A 16,919-nucleotide genomic window follows, 5' to 3' on the forward strand; every position below is an offset into this window, starting at 1 on the left:
ACTCCTCAGGAGTGGAACGAGAGATCGGCGACCATCGGGCGGTGGTCACTGGCGGCTTGGTCGAGCGGTACTTCGGCAGGCACTTCGGCGCGCAGCACGCGGAAGCCGGCGCCGACGGTGACGAAGTCGATCCGCTTGTTCGCGGCGATCGCCGGATAGGTGTTCGGACCGCCGGTGGTCGAACCGGCCGCGGTCCACGAATCGGTCAGCCGCTTCCACAGCCCGGCGAGCTCGGGAGCCGTCGCCTCGGCGTTGAAGTCACCGGTCATGATCTGCAGATCCTTCCGCCGGTCGCCGGCCAGAATCTTCACCGTGTCCCGGACCTGCGCGGCCCGCACGGATGGATCCGCCCGGTAGTCCAGGTGCGTGCAGTACACATGTACCCGGCGACCACGCACGTCGATCTCCGCCTCGAGGAATCCGGGCGCCGGCGCGGGCACCGGGTTCGGGTCCTGGGTAGAAAGCCGGGTGATCGAGTGGTTCTCGGTCCGAACCAGCGGGAAACGAGACAGTACGCCGACGCCGTACTGCCGGCGTGGTTGCCCGGCCGCGGGCGGATCGAGGTCGTAGATCGGTGCGAAGCCCGCGTGCATTCCGAGCTTGGCGGCCAGTTCGGCGATCGTGTCCCGCCACTCGCTGCGGGCGTCCCAGTGCACGTCGACCTCCTGCAGCCCGATCACGTCGGCGTCAAGCGCCTTCAGTGCCAGAGCTGTGCGCTCGAGGTCGAACACGTTGTCCTCGCCCGCACCCGCATGGATGTTGTACGACGCCACCGTCAAGCGGGTCTGCCGTGGGTCGAACGTGAGCCCGTGGCCGTACGGGTGCAGGGTCTTGGTCGGATCAGGTTGCGCAGGGATTGCCACCGGAAGCTTGCCGGTGGGCGCGATCTCGCCGTACAGAACCTTGGCGAGGGCCTCCATCGACACGGCCGCCGTGCCGTAAGTGACCAGCGTGGTCTGCGCGGTCGGGAAGTACGCGACGTCGTACGGGTCGCGCACCGGGACGACGATCACCGGTCGGCCGGTGGCGAGCAGGGCGTTCACGAGCTTCTGCTGCTTGGCGTCCTTGTCGGTGACCTCGGTGTCCCAGGCCTTGTTCGTGAGGACGACGGTGAGGTCGGCGGTCGCAGCCGCCGCCAGGGCGTCGTCGATCTTCGCGTCGGTCGGCGTCGTACCGGTGTCCTTCACGACCGTGGACGCACCGCGGCCTTGCAGCGCAGTTCCGAGGATCGCCGGGCTGTAGCCGGCGATCAGGATGGTCCGCGGCGCCGGTGACAACGGGAGCAGGCCGGCGTCGTTCTTCAGCAGCGTCGTACTGCGGTCGGCGATCTGCTGGGCCTGGGCGTAGTTGGCCGGCGTACCGACGATCTTGGCGACGCGGGCGAGGTCGACGTACGGATGGTCGACGACGCCGGTCTTCAGCTTGAGCTTCAGGATGCGCTCGACGCTCTGGTCGATCCGCGCCTCGCTGATCCGTCCAGCGCGGACCGCCGACAGGACCGAGTTGTACGCTAGCCCGGGATCGACCGGCATCAGCAGCTGGTCCACGCCGGCCTCGATCGCCCGCAGCGGGATCCCGGCGTCGCCGTACTTGTCCCGGACGCCCTTCATCCCCAGCGAGTCGGTGATCACGACACCGTCGAACCGCAGCTCCTGGCGCAGGATGCCGGTCAGGATCGGCCGGCTCAACGTGGCCGGATCACCGGCCGGGTCAAGTGCCGGTACGACGATGTGCGCGGTCATGATCGAGTCGATCCCGGCCCGGATCGCGGCCTCGAACGGTGGCCGATCGATCCGCGTCCACTCGTCGCGGGTGTGGCTGATCACCGGGATACCCGTGTGGCTGTCGGTCGCGGTGTCGCCGTGTCCCGGGAAGTGCTTCGCGGTCGACACGATCTTGCCGTCGCGCTGGTAGCCCTTCACCTGTTCCGCGGTGAGCTCCGCGACCAGTGCGGGGTCGGACGAGAACGAGCGGACGCCGATCACCGGATTCAGCGGGTTCATGTTGACGTCGGCGTCCGGCGCGAAGTCGGTGGTGATGCCGACGGCCTTCAGCTCCCGGCCGCCGATCGCTCCGGCGGCTCGCGCGTACTGCGCCGACCGGGTCGCGCCGAGGGCCATCCCACCCGGGAACTGGGTCGCCGGTGGCCCGACCCGGACCACCACACCGTGCTCCTGATCGGTGCTGATCTGCAGCGGGATGCCGCTGTCGGCCAGCGCGGCGCTCTGCAGTCCGTTGGACAGCCGGGCGATCTGCTGCGGGTCCTTGACCGAGTCTGTCCAGGCGAAGTAGATCACTCCACCGAGGTGGAACTTGGCCACCACCTCGGCCGGCGTCGCCACGCCGTACAGGCTGGTGTTGCGCGCGTCGGCGGTGTCGGCAGCCGGTCCGTAGGCGTAGCAGACGAACAGCTGGCCGACCTTCTGCTCCAGCGTCATCCGTCGCAGGGTCTCGCGGACCCAGCGATCGGTACTGGCGGAGGCGGTCGAGGTACCGGCGATCGTCGTACCGGCGACAGCGGCAGCGGCGAGTCCGAGGGATTGGCGTCGGGTCATTTGCATCAGTTCACCAGCTCAGTCCGGGCGGGCAGGGGCGGACGTCAACGTAACTGAATTACAGGCGCTCCCCCGCGACCTGAAAGTTACCCACGCACGCACAACGGGTCAAGGACTGATTACGAACTGATGTTGATGACGGTCAGACGGAGATGTCCACCGAAGGGCGCAGTACGGCAGCCGCAGCCAGGGCCTCGTGGGTCGGGTTGTCGAGGAAGGCCTTGATCAGGGTCGGGTCGGCGGGCGCCTCCAGGCCCGGCAGGACGATCTGCTCGTACGCGGCCTGGAAGCGCGGACCCCAGCGCCGGGTCCCGAGCCGGGCGGTCCGGGAGCAGTTGTCGACCATGTAGGCGACGTCGCGGGCATGCATGTACGGCAGCAGCGAGTCGACCGCCTCGATGATCGACTCGTTGACGATCTCCGACCAGGCGTGACCGCGCTCGGCGAACTCGTCGACCTGGGCCATCATCGTCGCCACGAACAGCCCCGCGGTCAGTGGATCGATGGTGGCCTCGGTCGTCTCCCGGCGGGCGTGGACCGCCGCGCTCTGCGACCACATCGGGCTGCCGCCGATCTCGGTCATCGGCCGGGTGGCCAGCCGCTTGTCGGCCAGGATCACGCTCCGCAGTTCGGTGCCGTCGGCCACCTCGTCGTAGATCTCGGCGACCAGGTCACGCGCCGGCCCGTAGGCGGCGGAGTACGCGCGATCGAACAGCTCCTGATCGCCCGTCGCAGCCCGGACCGCGGCCAGACCTTCGGTGGAGATCGTCCGGGCGATCGGGCCGGTCACCGCCTCGGTAGAACGCTCGTACGCCGTGACCGGATCGGCCCCGTCCAGCCGGAAGTGCCGGTAGAGCGCCTCGACCAGGCCGTGGACCGCACCGAGCAGGATCGCCCGCTCACCGACGATGTCGGACAGGTACTCGTCCCGCAGCGTCGTCGCGAACGTGTACGGCGATCCGAGCCCGATCGACCACGCCAGCGCCCGATCCGTGGCATGACCGTCCGGGTCGGCGTGTACGGCGATACTCGCGTTGATGCCGGCGCCGTTGATCGTCGCGCCTTGCAGGTAGAGACGCCGTACCGAGTCGCCCATTCCCTTCGGGCAGACCGCGATCACCGGATGGCCGGCCGGGAAGTCACTGCCGATCGCCTTCAGATGCCCCAGCAGGAAGCCGTGCGAGAGGCCGATCGTGGCACCTGGCTTCAGTACGGCGAAGATCTGCTCGTGTTCGGCGGCCAGGGCCGCATCGGCGATCAGCAGGATCACCAGGTCAGACGCGGCCGCGACCTCGAGCCAGTCCCCCACGGCGAACCCATGCTGGCGCGCATCCTCGGCAGACGACGACCCAGGCCGCAGCCCGACCGACACGGTCACGTCCGTCCCCGCCAGCGAGTCGCGCAGGTTCTGCGCCTGGGCGCGACCTTGCGGACCCCAGCCGATGACGCCGATCCGCCGTACGCCGTGCAGCGCCTGCGGCAGCAACGGGAACAGATCCCGCCCGCCCCGCACGATCGTCTCGGTCCCGCCGGGCACTGTCATGGTCTCGGTCCGGAAGACCGACGAGGTGAGGGAGGTCATGCCTTTCAGTTAAAGTCCCGGTACGATGTTGCAGCAAGCGCAACATCTGCACCGGGGCGTTGCAGGAGGTGAAACGTGGAACACCGCGAGCTGGAGTTGTTCCTGCATCTGGCCCGGACGCTCAACTACGGGCGGACGAGCTTGGAGTGTCACGTCAGTGCGGCCACGCTGACACGGACGATCCAGCGGCTCGAGGTCCGCGCGGGCGCCCGGCTGCTCGACCGTGGGCCGCGCGGCGTGGTGCTCACCGCGGATGGTCAGCGATTCACGACGTACGCCGAAGAAGCACTGGCACTGTGGGACGACTATCGGGCCGGCGCGGACGAGCCGGCCGAGTTGGCCGGCGAGCTGAAGATCTTCGCCACCGTCACCGCCTGCCAGGCCCTCCTTCCCGACCTGCTCGCGCCATTGCGGTCGGCGCATCCCCAGATCCGTCTGGACATCCGGACCGGCGACGCAGCCGCAGCCCTCGCCAGACTCGACGAAGGCGAAGTGGACGCCGCGGTCGCGGGCATCCCTCGACGCCTGCCCCAATCGCTGGTCACCCGGCCCCTCGCGGTCACCGACCTGGTCCTCGTCACCGCCTCAGGCGGCGACGCCGACTCACCAGCGTCACTTGCCGACGTCCGCGGACCCTTCGTGGTGCCGGCTCGAGGGCTCGTCCGCGAGGCCGCCTTCCGCTGGTTCCGCACGACCGGCATGAAGCCAGTCATAGCCGCCGAACCAGACGGCCACGAAGCTCTCCTCACCCTCGCAGCGCTCGGCTACGGCACCGGCATCGTCCCCCGCCTGGTTCTCGACTCCTCCCCGATCGCCGACCGCCTCGTCGAGCTGCCCAACGACTCGCTCCTCGATCCCCTGACGATCGGCGTCTGCGTCCGCCGCGCAGATCTTCACCGCCCTCTCATCACCGCTCTCTGGAACCTCAGCAGCTGGCCGATGCCAAGAGATCCTCGGCCCGTCGGCGTACCGAAGAACACGTAGTAGTCCACTCCGCGTCGGCCACTCCAGCCGGCCGCCACGATCACGCCGATCATCCAGGCGGACTCTTGGACCGATCGTCCAGCCCGTCAGTGGACTCCCAGCACTCACCAACGTCGAGCAGCGCAGCCGACCCACGCAGGCCGGAGCACTACGGTCGCCCAAGATCGGTGCTTGATGAGTGGCGGAGATCCGCCTCACGTGCACAAGTACGCCGGGCGCTCGAACGGCCTCGGATGAGCGCTGCGCGAGGCCTCCGAGCTCTACTCGTTCGCCGAGGTTATTCAGCCCGCGGCGGCGCGACCGTCGCGCCGGGATAGAGCTTCGCCGGGACCAGCTGCGGCGGCAGCGGATCCGCGCCTTCCAGCTGGCGGATGAGGGCCTCGGTGCCGAGCTGCCCGAGCTCCGGACCGGGCGTTCGCATGATCGTCAGCTCGGGATTCGTGAGCGCCGCCATCTCCGGTGCCATCAGCAACGGCAGCACCGAGATGTCGTCGGGGATCGTGCGGCCGAGCCGACTCAGGCCCGCCACCGAGCCCAGCGCGGCGAACTCGTTGACGATCATCACGGCGGTCGCATCCGGGTGATCACGGATCAGGCAGGCCATCGCCTCCTGGCCGGCCCGGGTCGACCCGGAAGACTCCATCACCACGGTTTCCAGGCCGTATTCCGGAGCGATCCGGCGATACGCGGCTTCGGAGCGGACGTAGGGACCGTACGTACTGAACAACGGATCCGCGAGGTTGCCGGAGACCAGCACCATCTTCCGATGGCCCAGTCCGTACAGGTGGGCGACCGCGTCCTCGACCGTCTTGTCGAAGTCGATGTCGACGTGCGCCAGCCCCTCGAGCGCACTCGTCCGCCCGATCAACGCGAACGGTGTCTGGTTGGCCTGCAGCACGGTCACGCGCGGATCGTCCAGCTGGACCTCCATCAGGACCACGCCGTCGACCAATCCCTGTCCCACCAGCTCATCCAGCTCCGTGCCGTCGTTGCCGACCGGCCAGAGGACCAGGTGATAGTCCTGCTTCCGTGCCGCCTCAGCCGCGCTGGTGAAGAACTCCGCCGCCGAGAAGCCGAACTTGTGGTCGAGCGCCGGATACGCCATCGCGATGATGTGCGTACGCCGGCTTGCGAGCGCGCGCGCCACCACATTGCGCCGGTAGCCGAGGTCGGCCATCGCCTGCTCGATCTTCGCCCGGGTGGTCGCCCGCACCGGCTTGGTGTCGTTCAGCAGGAACGAGACGGTTGCCGTGGAGACACCAGCACGATCCGCAACATCCCGAATGGTCACCATCGGATCGCGCCCCCCTCTGAACTCTTGACAGCAGTGTGACCTACGGAACATAGTCCTTGGACACCTCAGTTAAGCGGTTTACCGACCATCAGGCAAGTAACCAGCGCATCTCTGCGGACCTGTGGTTAAACGCTTTGATCGGCCCATTCCCCTGAAGGAGACCGATGTCATGATCAGCAAGCGGATCACCGCCGCACTGGCCGGGGCGACCACGTTGTCGCTCGTGCTGGTGGCCTGCGGTGACAACGGCGGCGACGCCGGTTCGTCATCCTCGTCCGGTGAGAGCGTGAAGAGCCTCACGATCCTGGACTACTACAACAACGATCCGGACAAGTCGCTGGTGCAGAAGGGTCTCGACTCGTGTGCCAGCGAGCTCGGCATCACCATCCAGCGGGAGACGGTGCCTGGTGACACCTTGATCCAGAAGGTGCTGCAGCAGGCCTCGTCCAAGACGTTGCCGGATGTCCTGATGCTCGACAACCCCGACGTACAGCAGATCGCCGCGACCGGCGCGCTGGCGCCTCTGAACGACCTGGGTCTGAGTGGGGACGGAGTCATCCAGGGCATGGTCGACGCGACGTCGTACCAGGGCAAGCTCTACGGACTGGCGCCGGTGACGAACACGATCGCGTTGTTCTACAACAAGCAGATGTTGCAGGAGGCGGGCGTTCAGCCGCCGAAGACGTGGGACGAGCTGAAGGCCACGGCCAAGAAGCTGACCAAGCCGGGTCGATACGGGATCGCGTTCAACGCCAACGCGACGTACGAAGGCTCCTGGCAGTTCCTGCCGGCGATGTGGACCAACGGCGGTGACGAGACCGACCTGAACACCCCGCAGGTGTCCGAAGCCCTGCAGTTGTGGACGGATTTGGTGAAGTCCGGGTCGGCGTCGAAGAGCGTGATCAACTGGACCCAGGGCGACGCGAAGGACCAGTTCGTCGCCGGCAAGGCCGCGATGATGGTGAACGGGCCGTGGCAGATCCCGGCACTGGAGAAGTTCCCGAACATCAAGTGGGACGTGGTCACGTTCCCGCTGAACAAGCCGGACCAGACGCCGGTCGCGCCGCTCGGCGGTGAGGCGTGGACCGTCCCGCTGAACAAGGACCAGGCCAAGCAGCAGAAGGCCGCGGACTTCGTGAAGTGCCTGAACTCGGACCAGAACGAGCTGGCCTGGGCGAAGGCCCGGTTCACGATCCCGACCAAGACCGCTCTGCTCGACCAGTACGTCAAGGACGTGCCGTCGATGAAGGCCTTCACCGAGCAGGTCAAGACCGCCCGCGCGCGGACCGGCAAGCTCGGCGACAAGTGGCCGGACGCGGCGAAGGTGATCTACCAGGCGATCCAGCTGGCGCTCACCGGTAAGGCCTCACCCCAGGACGCCTTCAAGCAGGCGTCCGGCGGCTGATCGCGATGGCTGCATCGACAGTGATGCAGGACGACGCCAAGGTGGCCGGCCCGACGCCTGCTCGCAGGCCTCGTGGCCGGCGCCACCGGGGTGAGGATCTGACCAAGCTCCTCTTCGTCCTGCCGGCCGCGGTCGCGATGATCGCGTTGTTCGGCTACCCCGTGCTGAAGAACCTCATGATGAGCCTGCAGGACTACGGCCTGCGGACGTTCTTCACCGGTGACGCTCCCTGGGTCGGACTGAAGAATTACAGCACGGTCGTGCGGGACAACCTGTTCTCCGACGCGATGCTGAACACCGCGTTGTTCACCATCGGGTCGATCGCGTTCCAGTTCGTGATCGGACTCGGGCTGGCGCTGTTCTTCCGGCAGCGCTTCCCGCTCGGCGGGCTGCTGCGGTCGCTGCTCCTGCTGCCGTGGCTGCTGCCGCTGATCGTGTCGAGCGCGACCTGGCGCTCGATCCTCGAGCAGGACAGCGGCATCCTGAACCGGACGTTGTCCTGGTTGCACGTGATCAACGAACCGGTGCCATGGCTGAACTCGCCGTCGGTCGCGCTGATCGCGGTGATCGGCGTGAACATCTGGATCGGCATCCCGTTCAACGTGACCCTGCTGTACTCGGGTCTCAGCGAGATCCCGGACGAGCTCTACGAGGCCGGTCAGCTCGACGGCGCGACCGGGTGGCGTGCGTTCTGGTACATCACCTGGCCGAACCTGCGGGCGGTGGCAGGCGTGGTGCTGATGCTAGGGGTCGTCTACACGATCAAGGTGCTGGACATCATCCTCGGCCTGACCGGCGGTGGACCGGCGAATGCGACGCAGACGCTCGCGACCCAGTCGTACGAGCGGTCGTTCATCGACTTCAAGTTCGGTGAAGGCGCGGCGCTGAGCAACATCCTGATCGCGATCTCGTTCCTGTTCGCGATCTTCTACCTGCGCAGCACCCGCCGCGCTGTCGACGAGTAGGGAGGCCACGATGCGACGTACGGCGTACACCGTCATCGGTGTCCTGATCCTGTGCGTGATGTTGTTCCCGGTGTACTGGATGGTGAACGCTTCGCTGCAACCGTCCGGGAACACCTTGACCGCGGGGTTCCTGCCGTTGCACCCGACATTCGCCGGCTATAAACGCGCCCTCGACGAGCAGGGCGGCAACCTGGTCACCAGCATGATCATCGCGGCCGGGACGGTCGTGCTCAGTCTGGCGATCGCGACCCCGTGTGCTTACGCGCTCTCGCAGTTCCGGTCCCGCTGGGTGTCGATCGGGCTACTGGCGATCCTGATCTCGCAGATGATTCCGGGGATCGTGATCGCGAACGCGCTGTACACGGCGTACGAGCGGATCGGGTTGCTGAACTCGATCCCGGGCCTGATCGTCGCGAACTGCAGCAGCGGGATCCCGTTCGCGATCCTGATCCTGCGGTCGTTCATGATGTCGCTGCCGCCGTCACTGGTGGAGGCCGCACGGGTGGACGGCGCCGGGCTGTTCCGTGCGTTCGTGGCGATCGTGCTGCCGATCAGCAAGAACTCGCTGATCACCGCGGGACTGTTCAGTTTCCTCTTCTCCTGGAGCGATTTCCTCTTCGCGCTCACGCTGACCACCAAGGGCGGCGTACGCCCGGTGACGCTGGGGATCTACCAGTACCTCGGCACCCAGGTGCAGAACTGGAACGCGGTGATGGCGACCGCGGTGCTCTCGGCGATCCCGGCCATCGTGCTGCTGGTCGCCGCACAGAAGTACATCGCCGCCGGTGCCATCGGCGGAGCCGTCAAATAATCCCTTAAGGACAACACTTATGACGATTCGTGTACTCGTCTGGGGCGAGAACAGGCACGAGCAGGTCGAGCCGCACGTCGCCGAGATCTACCCGGACGGCATGCACAACACGATTGCCGCCGGCATCCGCGAGAACCTCGAGGCCGACGTCTCCACCACCACGCTGGACGAGCCGGAGCACGGGCTCACCGAGGAGGTGCTCGCGGAGACCGACGTACTGGTGTGGTGGGGTCACGCGGCCCACGGTGAGGTGGAGGACAAGGTGGTCGACCGCGTGTACCAGCACGTGCTGTCGGGCATGGGTCTCGTCGTACTGCACTCGGGTCACTGGTCGAAGATCTTCGGCAAGCTGATGGGTACGTCGTGCACGTTGCGCTGGCGCAGTGAGCGCGACCGCGAGCTGGTGTGGACGGTGAACCCGACGCACCCGATCGCGCAGGGCGTCCCGCACCCGATCGAGATCGAGCAGCAGGAGATGTACGGCGAGTTCTTCGACATCCCGGTACCGGACGAACTGATCTTCGTGTCGTCGTTCTCCGGTGGCGAGGTGTTCCGCTCCGGCTGCACGTTCCGCCGTGGACACGGGAAGATCTTCTACTTCTCCCCCGGCGACCAGGACTTCCCGGTGTACCACCACAAGGACGTTCGCAAGGTGATCGCGAACGGGGTCGAGTGGGCTCGATCGGATCGGCCCGAGCGGGCTGTCCCGGTGCTGCTGCGCTACGAGACCGGCGATTTCTTCAACGGTCATGGGTACACCGGCCCGATCGAGGAGTCTGCGGATGCCTGAGCCCTTTCGCCTGATCCAGGCCGGCGCGGGCGGGATGGGCCGCGCCTGGCTTCGTACGATTGCCGACAATCCTGATGTCGACCTCGTCGGCCTGGTGGATCTGGATGTCGCGGTCGCGCGAGCGGCGGCGGACGAGCACGGCTTCAGCGCTGTCCCGGTGGCGGCGTCGATCGACTCACTGGGCGTAGAGGCCGACGCGGTCATCGACGTGACTGTGCCGGTCGCTCATCCGGTCGTGAGCGTAGAAGCCTTACAGCGTGGGCTTCCCGTGCTCTGCGAGAAGCCGCTCGCAGAGACTGTCCGGGAGTGCCTGACGATGGTCGCGGCGTCGGAGGTGAGCGGGAAGCTGCTGATGGTCTCGCAGTCCCGCCGCTACTTCCGGGCCGCCGCCGCGTTCGGCCGGCAGCTCGCCGAGCTCGGCACCCTCGGAACGCTGTCGTGCGAATTCTTCAAAGCCCCACATTTCAGTGGGTTCCGGGAGCGGATGGCCGAGCCGCTCCTGGTCGACATGGCGATCCACCAGTTCGACCTGGCCCGCAAGCTGATCGACTCCGAGCCGGTGTCGGTCTACTGCGAGTCGTACAACCCGGACTGGAGCTGGTTCGACGGAAACGCGGCCGCGTCGGCGATCTTCCGGTTCGCCGACGGCACCCGCTTCGCCTTCACCGGAAGCTGGTGCGCCCCCGGCCTGGAGACCTCCTGGAACGGCAGCTGGCGAGCCAGCGCATCCGGCGGTACGGCGACCTGGGACGGTGACAACCCGCCCGTGGCCGAACTCGACTCGGGCGACACATTGCCGGCCGTGCTCGTCGACGATCCCGAGCAGATCGCGGGCTCGCTGGTCGAGTTCGTCGCCGCGGTCCGGTCCTCGACCGTCCCGCAGTCCGAGGTCCACTCGAACGTGATCAGCATCGCGATGGTCGAGGCCGCCGTACGCTCGGCGTCCTCGGGAGCACCCGTGCAGATTGCCGACGTACTGGAGGCTGCCTATGCCGAGGCGCTGGCTACAACCGAAGAGGCCAGCCTTCGAGCGACGCTCGAAAGCTGGCCTTCTGTGCTGAAGGTCGTCGGCCTCTAGAGCTTGAGGGAGGTGGCGACGACGTCGGCGAGGGAGTGGGCAATCTCGTCGGCCGTGTCCGAGGACTCGGCCTCCACCATCACGCGGACCAGCGGCTCGGTGCCGGACGGGCGGAGCAGGACCCGGCCCGTGTCGCCCAGGCGGTTGGTGGCCTCGGCCACCGCCGTCTGGACGGTCTGATCGGTGCCGGCCCGGGACTTGTCGACGTTCTTCACGTTGACCAGAACCTGCGGCAGGCGCGTCATCGCACCGGCCAGATCGCTCAGTGCCTTGCCGGTCTGGGCGATCCGGGCGAGCAGCATGACCGCGGTCAGCGTGCCGTCGCCGGTGGTGGCGTGGTCGGACAGGATCACGTGCCCGGACTGCTCACCGCCGAGCTTGTGACCGCCGGCCTTCATTGCCTCGAGCACGTACCGGTCGCCGACCTTGGTCTGCTCGACCGCGATCTGCTCCCGGACCATCGCCTGGACGAAGCCCAGGTTGCTCATCACGGTCGCGACCACGGTGTCGTTGGACAGCCGGCCGCTGTCACGCATGGCCAGCGCCAGGATCGCGAGGATCTGGTCGCCGTCCACGAGCTCACCGTTCGCGTCGACCGCCAGGCAGCGGTCGGCGTCGCCGTCGAGGGCGATGCCGAGATCGGCGCGGTGACCGATCACCTCGCGCTGCAGCCCCTCCAGGTGGGTGGAGCCACAGTTCAGGTTGATGTTCAGCCCGTCGGGGGCGGCGGCGTACGTGATCACCTCGGCACCCAGCCGGCGCAGCGCCTCGGGTGCCGTCTCGGAGGCGGCGCCGTTGGCGCAGTCGATCACGACCTTGACGCCGTCGAACCGGTTCGGGGCAGAGCGGACCAGGTGCGAGACATACGTCTCGAAGCCCTGCCCGTCGTCCAGCACCCGGCCCACGGCCGCGCCGGTCGGACGCTGCCAGGCCTCGTTCATCCGGGCCTCGATCGCGTCCTCGATCACGTCGTCGAGCTTGATCCCGCCACGCGCCAGGAACTTGATGCCGTTGTCCGGCATCGGGTTGTGGCTGGCGGACAGCATCACGCCGAGATCGGCGCCGGTCGAACCGGTCAGGTAGGCAACGGCCGGCGTCGGCAGGACGCCGAGCCGGAACACGTCGACGCCGGCGCTGGCCAGACCGGCCACGACGGCGGCTTCCAGGAACTCACCACTGGCACGAGGATCCCGGCCCACAACGGCGCGTGGCCGGTGCCCTTCGAAGGCACCGGCCTCGCCGAGTACGTGAGCTGCCGCGACCGAGAGGTCGAGCGCCAGCTCCGCGGTCAGGTCCACGTTCGCCAGGCCACGGACTCCGTCCGTGCCGAACAAACGGCCCATCAGGTGATCAGCGCTTGCTGTACTGCGGAGCCTTGCGGGCCTTCTTGAGACCGGCCTTCTTGCGCTCCTTGATCCGCGCGTCGCGGGTGAGCAGCCCGGCCTTCTTCAGACCCGGGCGGTTCGCCTCCTCGTCGGCGGCGTTCAGGCAGCGGGCGATCCCCAGCTGCAGCGCACCGGCCTGGCCGGTGATGCCGCCGCCGTTGATCCGGGCGATGACGTCGTACGAACCCTCGAGACCGGCAACCACGAACGGCTCGTTCACGTGCTGCTGGTGCACCTTGTTCGGGAAGTACACGTCGAGCGGCTTGCCGTTGACGGTGCACTGACCCGTGCCCGGGACGAGGCGGACGCGAGCGACGGCCTCCTTGCGGCGACCGGTCGCACCGGCCGGGTTGATCACCGCGACGCGACCCGACTCGGCGCGCTGCTCCGGGCTCGGGTTCGTCTCGGAGGTGTAGGCAACCGGGCCCTCGGTGTCGATGGGGACCTCGATGTCGGATGCTGCGTCGGTCTCGGTGGTGATGTCGCTCACGCTGTGAATCCTCGTTTACCTGGCTCGGCGATCGCTCTACTGGGCGATCTGGGTGATCTCGAACGGCTTCGGCTGCTGGGCCGTGTGCGGGTGCTCCGGACCGGCGTACACCTTCAGCTTGTTCAGCAGCTTCCGGCTCAGACGGTTCTTCGGGAGCATGCCCCAGACGGCCTTCTCGACGGCCTTACGCGGGTCCTTGTCGAGGATCTCGCCGATCGGAGTGGCCGTCAGACCACCCGGGTGACCCGAGTGGCGGTAGGCCAGCTTGTCCGTCCGCTTGGTGCCGGACAGCGCGACCTTGGAGGCGTTGACGACGACGACGAAGTCACCGCCGTCCACGTGCGGTGCGAACGTCGGCTTGTGCTTGCCACGCAGCAGCGTGGCGATCTGGACGGCGAGCCGACCGAGCGTGACGTCGGTGGCGTCGATCACGTGCCACTCACGGGTGACGTCAGCAGGCTTCGGGCTGTACGTGCGCACGGTCGTTGACCTTCGTTTCTCAGAGGTTGACAAAACTGGTACGTCGGCGAGCGGTCCACCGACAATGGCAAGGACCTGGAACGCACAACAGCAGCCCAGAATACCGGCGTCGGCACCCCGGGGTCAAAGCGAGCCCAGGCGCCCAGGGGACCCCGGCTTGGAAGCAGCTGAGGACAGCACTAGTTTAGCGGTGAAGATTGCAGTCCGAACCCGCGTCCCGCCGGCTGACGATAACCCTCACTCACCAGGCGATGGCGCCAGCTTCCGAAGAGGGCATTGTGACCGAACAGTCGCTCACCGTCCGGGACAACCGGACCGGCAAGGACTTCGACCTTGCCATCACCGATGGCACTATCCGTGCCGCCGACCTCAAGCAGATCAGCGCATCCGACGGCGACGGCGGGCTCGCCACCTACGACCCCGGCTTCGTCAACACCGCCTCCTGCCGGTCCTCCGTCACCTTCATCGACGGCGACAAGGGCATCCTGGAGTACCGCGGATATCCGATCGAGCAGCTCGCCGAGCAGTCGAACTACCTCGAAGTGGCTTACCTGCTGGTGAACGGCAAGCTGCCGAACAAGGCGGAGTACGAAGGCTGGGCGCACGACGTGACGTATCACACGTTCGTGCACGAGAACCTGAAGACCTTCATGCAGGGCTTCCGGTACGACGCACACCCGATGGGGATGCTGCTCGCGTCGGTCGGGGCGTTGTCCACCTTCTATCCCGAGTCGCGCGACATCTTCGACGAGGAGTCGCGGGCCCTGCAGATCCGCCGGCTGATCGCGAAGATGCCGACCCTCGGCGCGTTCGCGTACCGGCACGCCCAGGGCAAGCCGTACGTGTACCCGGACAACGAGCTCAGCTACGCGGCGAACTTCTTGTCGATGCTGTTCAAGATGAGCGAGCCGAAGTACGCCTCCGACGACCGGCTGGTCCGGGCGCTCGAGGTCCTGTTCATCCTGCACGCCGACCACGAGCAGAACGCCTCCACCAATGCCGTCCGCGCGATCGGCTCGACCCAGGTCGACCCGTACACCGCGGTGGCCGGCGGCATCGGCGCCCTCTACGGCCCGCTGCACGGCGGCGCCAACGAAGCGGTCCTGAAGATGCTTCGCCGGATCGGCTCGATCGACAACGTGCCGTCGTTCATCGAGGGCGTGAAGGCCGGCGAAGAGCGGCTGATGGGCTTCGGCCACCGGGTCTACAAGAACTACGACCCGCGCGCCAAGATCATCAAGAAGGCCGCCGACGACGTCTTCGAGGTCACCGGGATCAACCCGCTGCTGAAGATCGCCGTCGAACTCGAGAAGATCGCGCTGGAGGACGAGTACTTCGTCTCCCGCAAGCTCTACCCGAACGTCGACTTCTACTCCGGCCTGATCTACGAGGCCCTGTCCTTCCCGCCGGAGATGTTCACCGTCCTGTTCGCCATCCCCCGCACCTCCGGCTGGCTGGCCCAGTGGCTCGAGATGCTCGGCGACAACGACCAGAAGATCGCCCGCCCGAAACAGATCTACACCGGCGCCCGAGGCACCCAGTACGTCCCCATGGGCGACCGCTGAACCTCACTCCCAACAACCCCTCGACCACCCGGTCGAGGGGTTGTTCGCGTAAAGGACCCCGCTCCGCGACGGCAGCTTCGGCGGGGTGCGTAGATCGTTCTCCCGGGGATGGGATCGGCGCGACGAGGGTGATTGGTGAGACCTCGCGTCGTACGGCGGCTGGTTGCGGTGCGCGCGAGTGTGGGGTCCGCCGCTCTGGCATTCGAGGGGATATCCACGCGACACGTGGGTTCTCTGGTGGTGTACCGGCCGATAACCCTCATCTCAAGGGGTTATCCCATCGAATGCCGATCACGGCAGGGATCGCATCACCTGGATCCGGAAGCCCACCGCCGGCCGCGGAGTTACGTGGGTTGGGGTGCTGGGCGGGAGCGGGCGGTGAGGAGGGCGTGGGGGGTAGCGTCCGCCAGGCGGCGGATGTCGTTGATCATGTGGGATTCGTCGGAGTAGCCGAAGTGGGCGGCGGTTTGGGCCCAGTTCTGGCCGCGACCGGCGGCCAGGAGGGCTTGCATCCGGCCGATCCGGCCCAGTCGTTTCGGGCTGTGGCCGGTGAGCGCGAGCACGCGTCGGTGCAGGTGGCGCTCGCTGTATCCGGTCTCCCGCGCCAACGCACGGACATCGTTCGCGTACAGCGCCGCAGTCGCCAGCGGATCCGGCCGTTCCGCGTCGCGCGCGAGCTCGAGCAGCTTCCGAGGGCGGCGTACGACGTCGGCCAGCGGCAGCCGCATGTCCGCGATCTCACCAGCAGGTACGCCGTACAGCGCGTTGAACGCACCGGGGCGGAAGCGCACGCCGTACGTGCTCTCGCCGGCCCCCAACTCAGCCACGATCGCGTGACTGAGTGAACCGACGACGTCCCCGCCGATCAGGTCCGTGCAGCCGTCCGGGATCACCCGGAGGATCGCCGGGCGGTCGGTGGTCAGGTGCCAGAACGTGGCGATCCACGGGGCGAGCTCGGGCGGTGGCGGCCGCTCGCTCCAATGCACACCTTCCCCGCCCAGGAAGATCGCACGAGGCGCCGGTCCGGCGGACATGATTCGAGTGTATTCACGGGGTCCGACAATGTCCGTTTTCTCCAAGGAACCGCGGCCCGCCCGCCCCTAGCGTCGACCCCATGGACCAACGACTCAATGTCATCACCCTGGGCGTGGCCGACGTGTCACGCGCCCGCGAGTTCTACGAGCGCCTCGGCTGGACCGTGGCGTTCACCGACGGCGACATCGTCATGTTCCAGGCCGGCCCGATGATCGTCTCGCTGTGGGACCGGAGCAAGCTCGCCGAGGACAGCGGAGTCACCTCCGCCGGCGACGCCTGGGGCGGCTTCACCCTCGGGTACGCCGTCGGCAGTGCGGCCGAGGTCGACCAGCTCTGCCAGGACGCCGCCACCGCCGGCGCGACCGTCACCGCCACCCCCAAGGACAAGGGATTCGGGTACTCCGGCGTCTTCGCCGACCCCGACGGCCACACCTGGGAGGTCGCCTGGATCGAGTCCCTGATCCGCAACGCCGACGGCACCGTCGCACTCTCGCAATGAA

15 protein-coding genes are annotated in these 16,919 nt (G+C 67.4%); 8 read left to right on the top strand and 7 right to left on the bottom strand.

Annotated features, from left to right (window positions below):
- Positions 1-5: 5 nt before the first annotated feature.
- Together AB0L70_RS23990 and AB0L70_RS23995 are read right to left on the bottom strand one after the other, a co-directional pair.
- A complete protein-coding gene (locus AB0L70_RS23990) occupies positions 6-2,555 on the bottom strand; it encodes a glycoside hydrolase family 3 N-terminal domain-containing protein (RefSeq protein ID WP_363687670.1) in 2,550 nt (849 codons plus the stop codon).
- Positions 2,556-2,697: 142 nt separating this feature from the next.
- Positions 2,698-4,137, bottom strand: a complete 1,440-nt coding sequence (locus AB0L70_RS23995) for a ketol-acid reductoisomerase (RefSeq protein WP_363687672.1) — start codon at positions 4,135-4,137, stop codon at positions 2,698-2,700.
- A gap of 75 nt (positions 4,138-4,212) precedes the next feature.
- Between AB0L70_RS23995 and ilvY the strand changes: the two genes are divergently transcribed.
- Positions 4,213-5,121: an HTH-type transcriptional activator IlvY gene (gene ilvY, locus AB0L70_RS24000; RefSeq protein ID WP_363687674.1), complete on the top strand. Its 909-nt coding sequence runs from the start codon at positions 4,213-4,215 to the stop codon at positions 5,119-5,121.
- 277 nt (positions 5,122-5,398) lie between these two features.
- Here the strand turns inward: ilvY and AB0L70_RS24005 are convergent, their stop codons facing one another.
- Complete coding sequence (locus AB0L70_RS24005) at positions 5,399-6,415, bottom strand: LacI family DNA-binding transcriptional regulator (RefSeq protein ID WP_363687676.1); 1,017 nt, start codon at positions 6,413-6,415, stop codon at positions 5,399-5,401.
- Positions 6,416-6,584: 169 nt separating this feature from the next.
- On the opposite strand from AB0L70_RS24005, the gene AB0L70_RS24010 reads away from it, so the two are divergent.
- Genes AB0L70_RS24010 through AB0L70_RS24030 form a run of 5 tightly spaced genes read left to right on the top strand, consistent with a single transcriptional unit; the run spans position 6,585 to position 11,464 of the window.
- Positions 6,585-7,820, top strand: coding sequence for an ABC transporter substrate-binding protein (locus AB0L70_RS24010; RefSeq protein WP_363687678.1), 1,236 nt, complete (start codon positions 6,585-6,587; stop codon positions 7,818-7,820).
- Between the two features lie 5 nt (positions 7,821-7,825).
- Complete coding sequence (locus tag AB0L70_RS24015) at positions 7,826-8,785, top strand: sugar ABC transporter permease (protein WP_363687680.1); 960 nt, start codon at positions 7,826-7,828, stop codon at positions 8,783-8,785.
- Between the two features lie 10 nt (positions 8,786-8,795).
- On the top strand, positions 8,796-9,596 hold the full coding sequence (locus AB0L70_RS24020; protein ID WP_363687682.1) for a carbohydrate ABC transporter permease: 801 nt from the start codon (positions 8,796-8,798) through the stop codon (positions 9,594-9,596).
- Positions 9,597-9,615: 19 nt separating this feature from the next.
- The gene (locus tag AB0L70_RS24025) at positions 9,616-10,386 is read left to right on the top strand and encodes a ThuA domain-containing protein (protein WP_363687684.1); all 771 of its coding nucleotides are present in this window, start codon (positions 9,616-9,618) and stop codon (positions 10,384-10,386) included.
- Entirely contained in the window at positions 10,379-11,464 is a 1,086-nt protein-coding gene (locus AB0L70_RS24030; protein ID WP_363687686.1) for a Gfo/Idh/MocA family oxidoreductase, read from the top strand. Before AB0L70_RS24025 ends, AB0L70_RS24030 begins: the two co-directional genes overlap by 8 nt.
- On the opposite strand, the gene glmM is transcribed toward AB0L70_RS24030, so the two are convergent.
- From glmM to rplM, 3 genes are read right to left on the bottom strand one after another with little or no spacing between them, the layout of a single operon-like run.
- Positions 11,461-12,807 carry a phosphoglucosamine mutase gene (glmM, locus tag AB0L70_RS24035; protein ID WP_363687688.1) on the bottom strand — a complete coding sequence of 449 codons (1,347 nt, stop codon included), beginning with the start codon at positions 12,805-12,807 and terminating at the stop codon, positions 11,461-11,463. The genes AB0L70_RS24030 and glmM overlap by 4 nt on opposite strands.
- Positions 12,808-12,814: 7 nt before the next feature.
- Complete coding sequence (gene rpsI / locus AB0L70_RS24040) at positions 12,815-13,330, bottom strand: 30S ribosomal protein S9 (protein ID WP_363687919.1); 516 nt, start codon at positions 13,328-13,330, stop codon at positions 12,815-12,817.
- Positions 13,331-13,375: 45 nt separating this feature from the next.
- A complete protein-coding gene (gene rplM, locus AB0L70_RS24045) occupies positions 13,376-13,819 on the bottom strand; it encodes a 50S ribosomal protein L13 (protein ID WP_329482126.1) in 444 nt (147 codons plus the stop codon).
- Positions 13,820-14,097: 278 nt separating this feature from the next.
- Between rplM and AB0L70_RS24050 the strand changes: the two genes are divergently transcribed.
- Complete coding sequence (locus tag AB0L70_RS24050; RefSeq protein ID WP_363687691.1) at positions 14,098-15,384, top strand: citrate synthase; 1,287 nt, start codon at positions 14,098-14,100, stop codon at positions 15,382-15,384.
- Positions 15,385-15,728: 344 nt separating this feature from the next.
- Here the strand turns inward: AB0L70_RS24050 and AB0L70_RS24055 are convergent, their stop codons facing one another.
- On the bottom strand, positions 15,729-16,418 hold the full coding sequence (locus tag AB0L70_RS24055) for an AraC family transcriptional regulator (RefSeq protein WP_363687693.1): 690 nt from the start codon (positions 16,416-16,418) through the stop codon (positions 15,729-15,731).
- A gap of 80 nt (positions 16,419-16,498) precedes the next feature.
- Here AB0L70_RS24055 and AB0L70_RS24060 point away from each other — a divergent pair, with 80 nt between their 5' ends.
- Positions 16,499-16,918, top strand: coding sequence for a VOC family protein (locus AB0L70_RS24060; protein ID WP_363687695.1), 420 nt, complete (start codon positions 16,499-16,501; stop codon positions 16,916-16,918).
- Position 16,919 lies beyond the last annotated feature (1 nt).

This window comes from Kribbella sp. NPDC051952 (assembly GCF_040680855.1).
Classification (GTDB): domain Bacteria; phylum Actinomycetota; class Actinomycetes; order Propionibacteriales; family Kribbellaceae; genus Kribbella.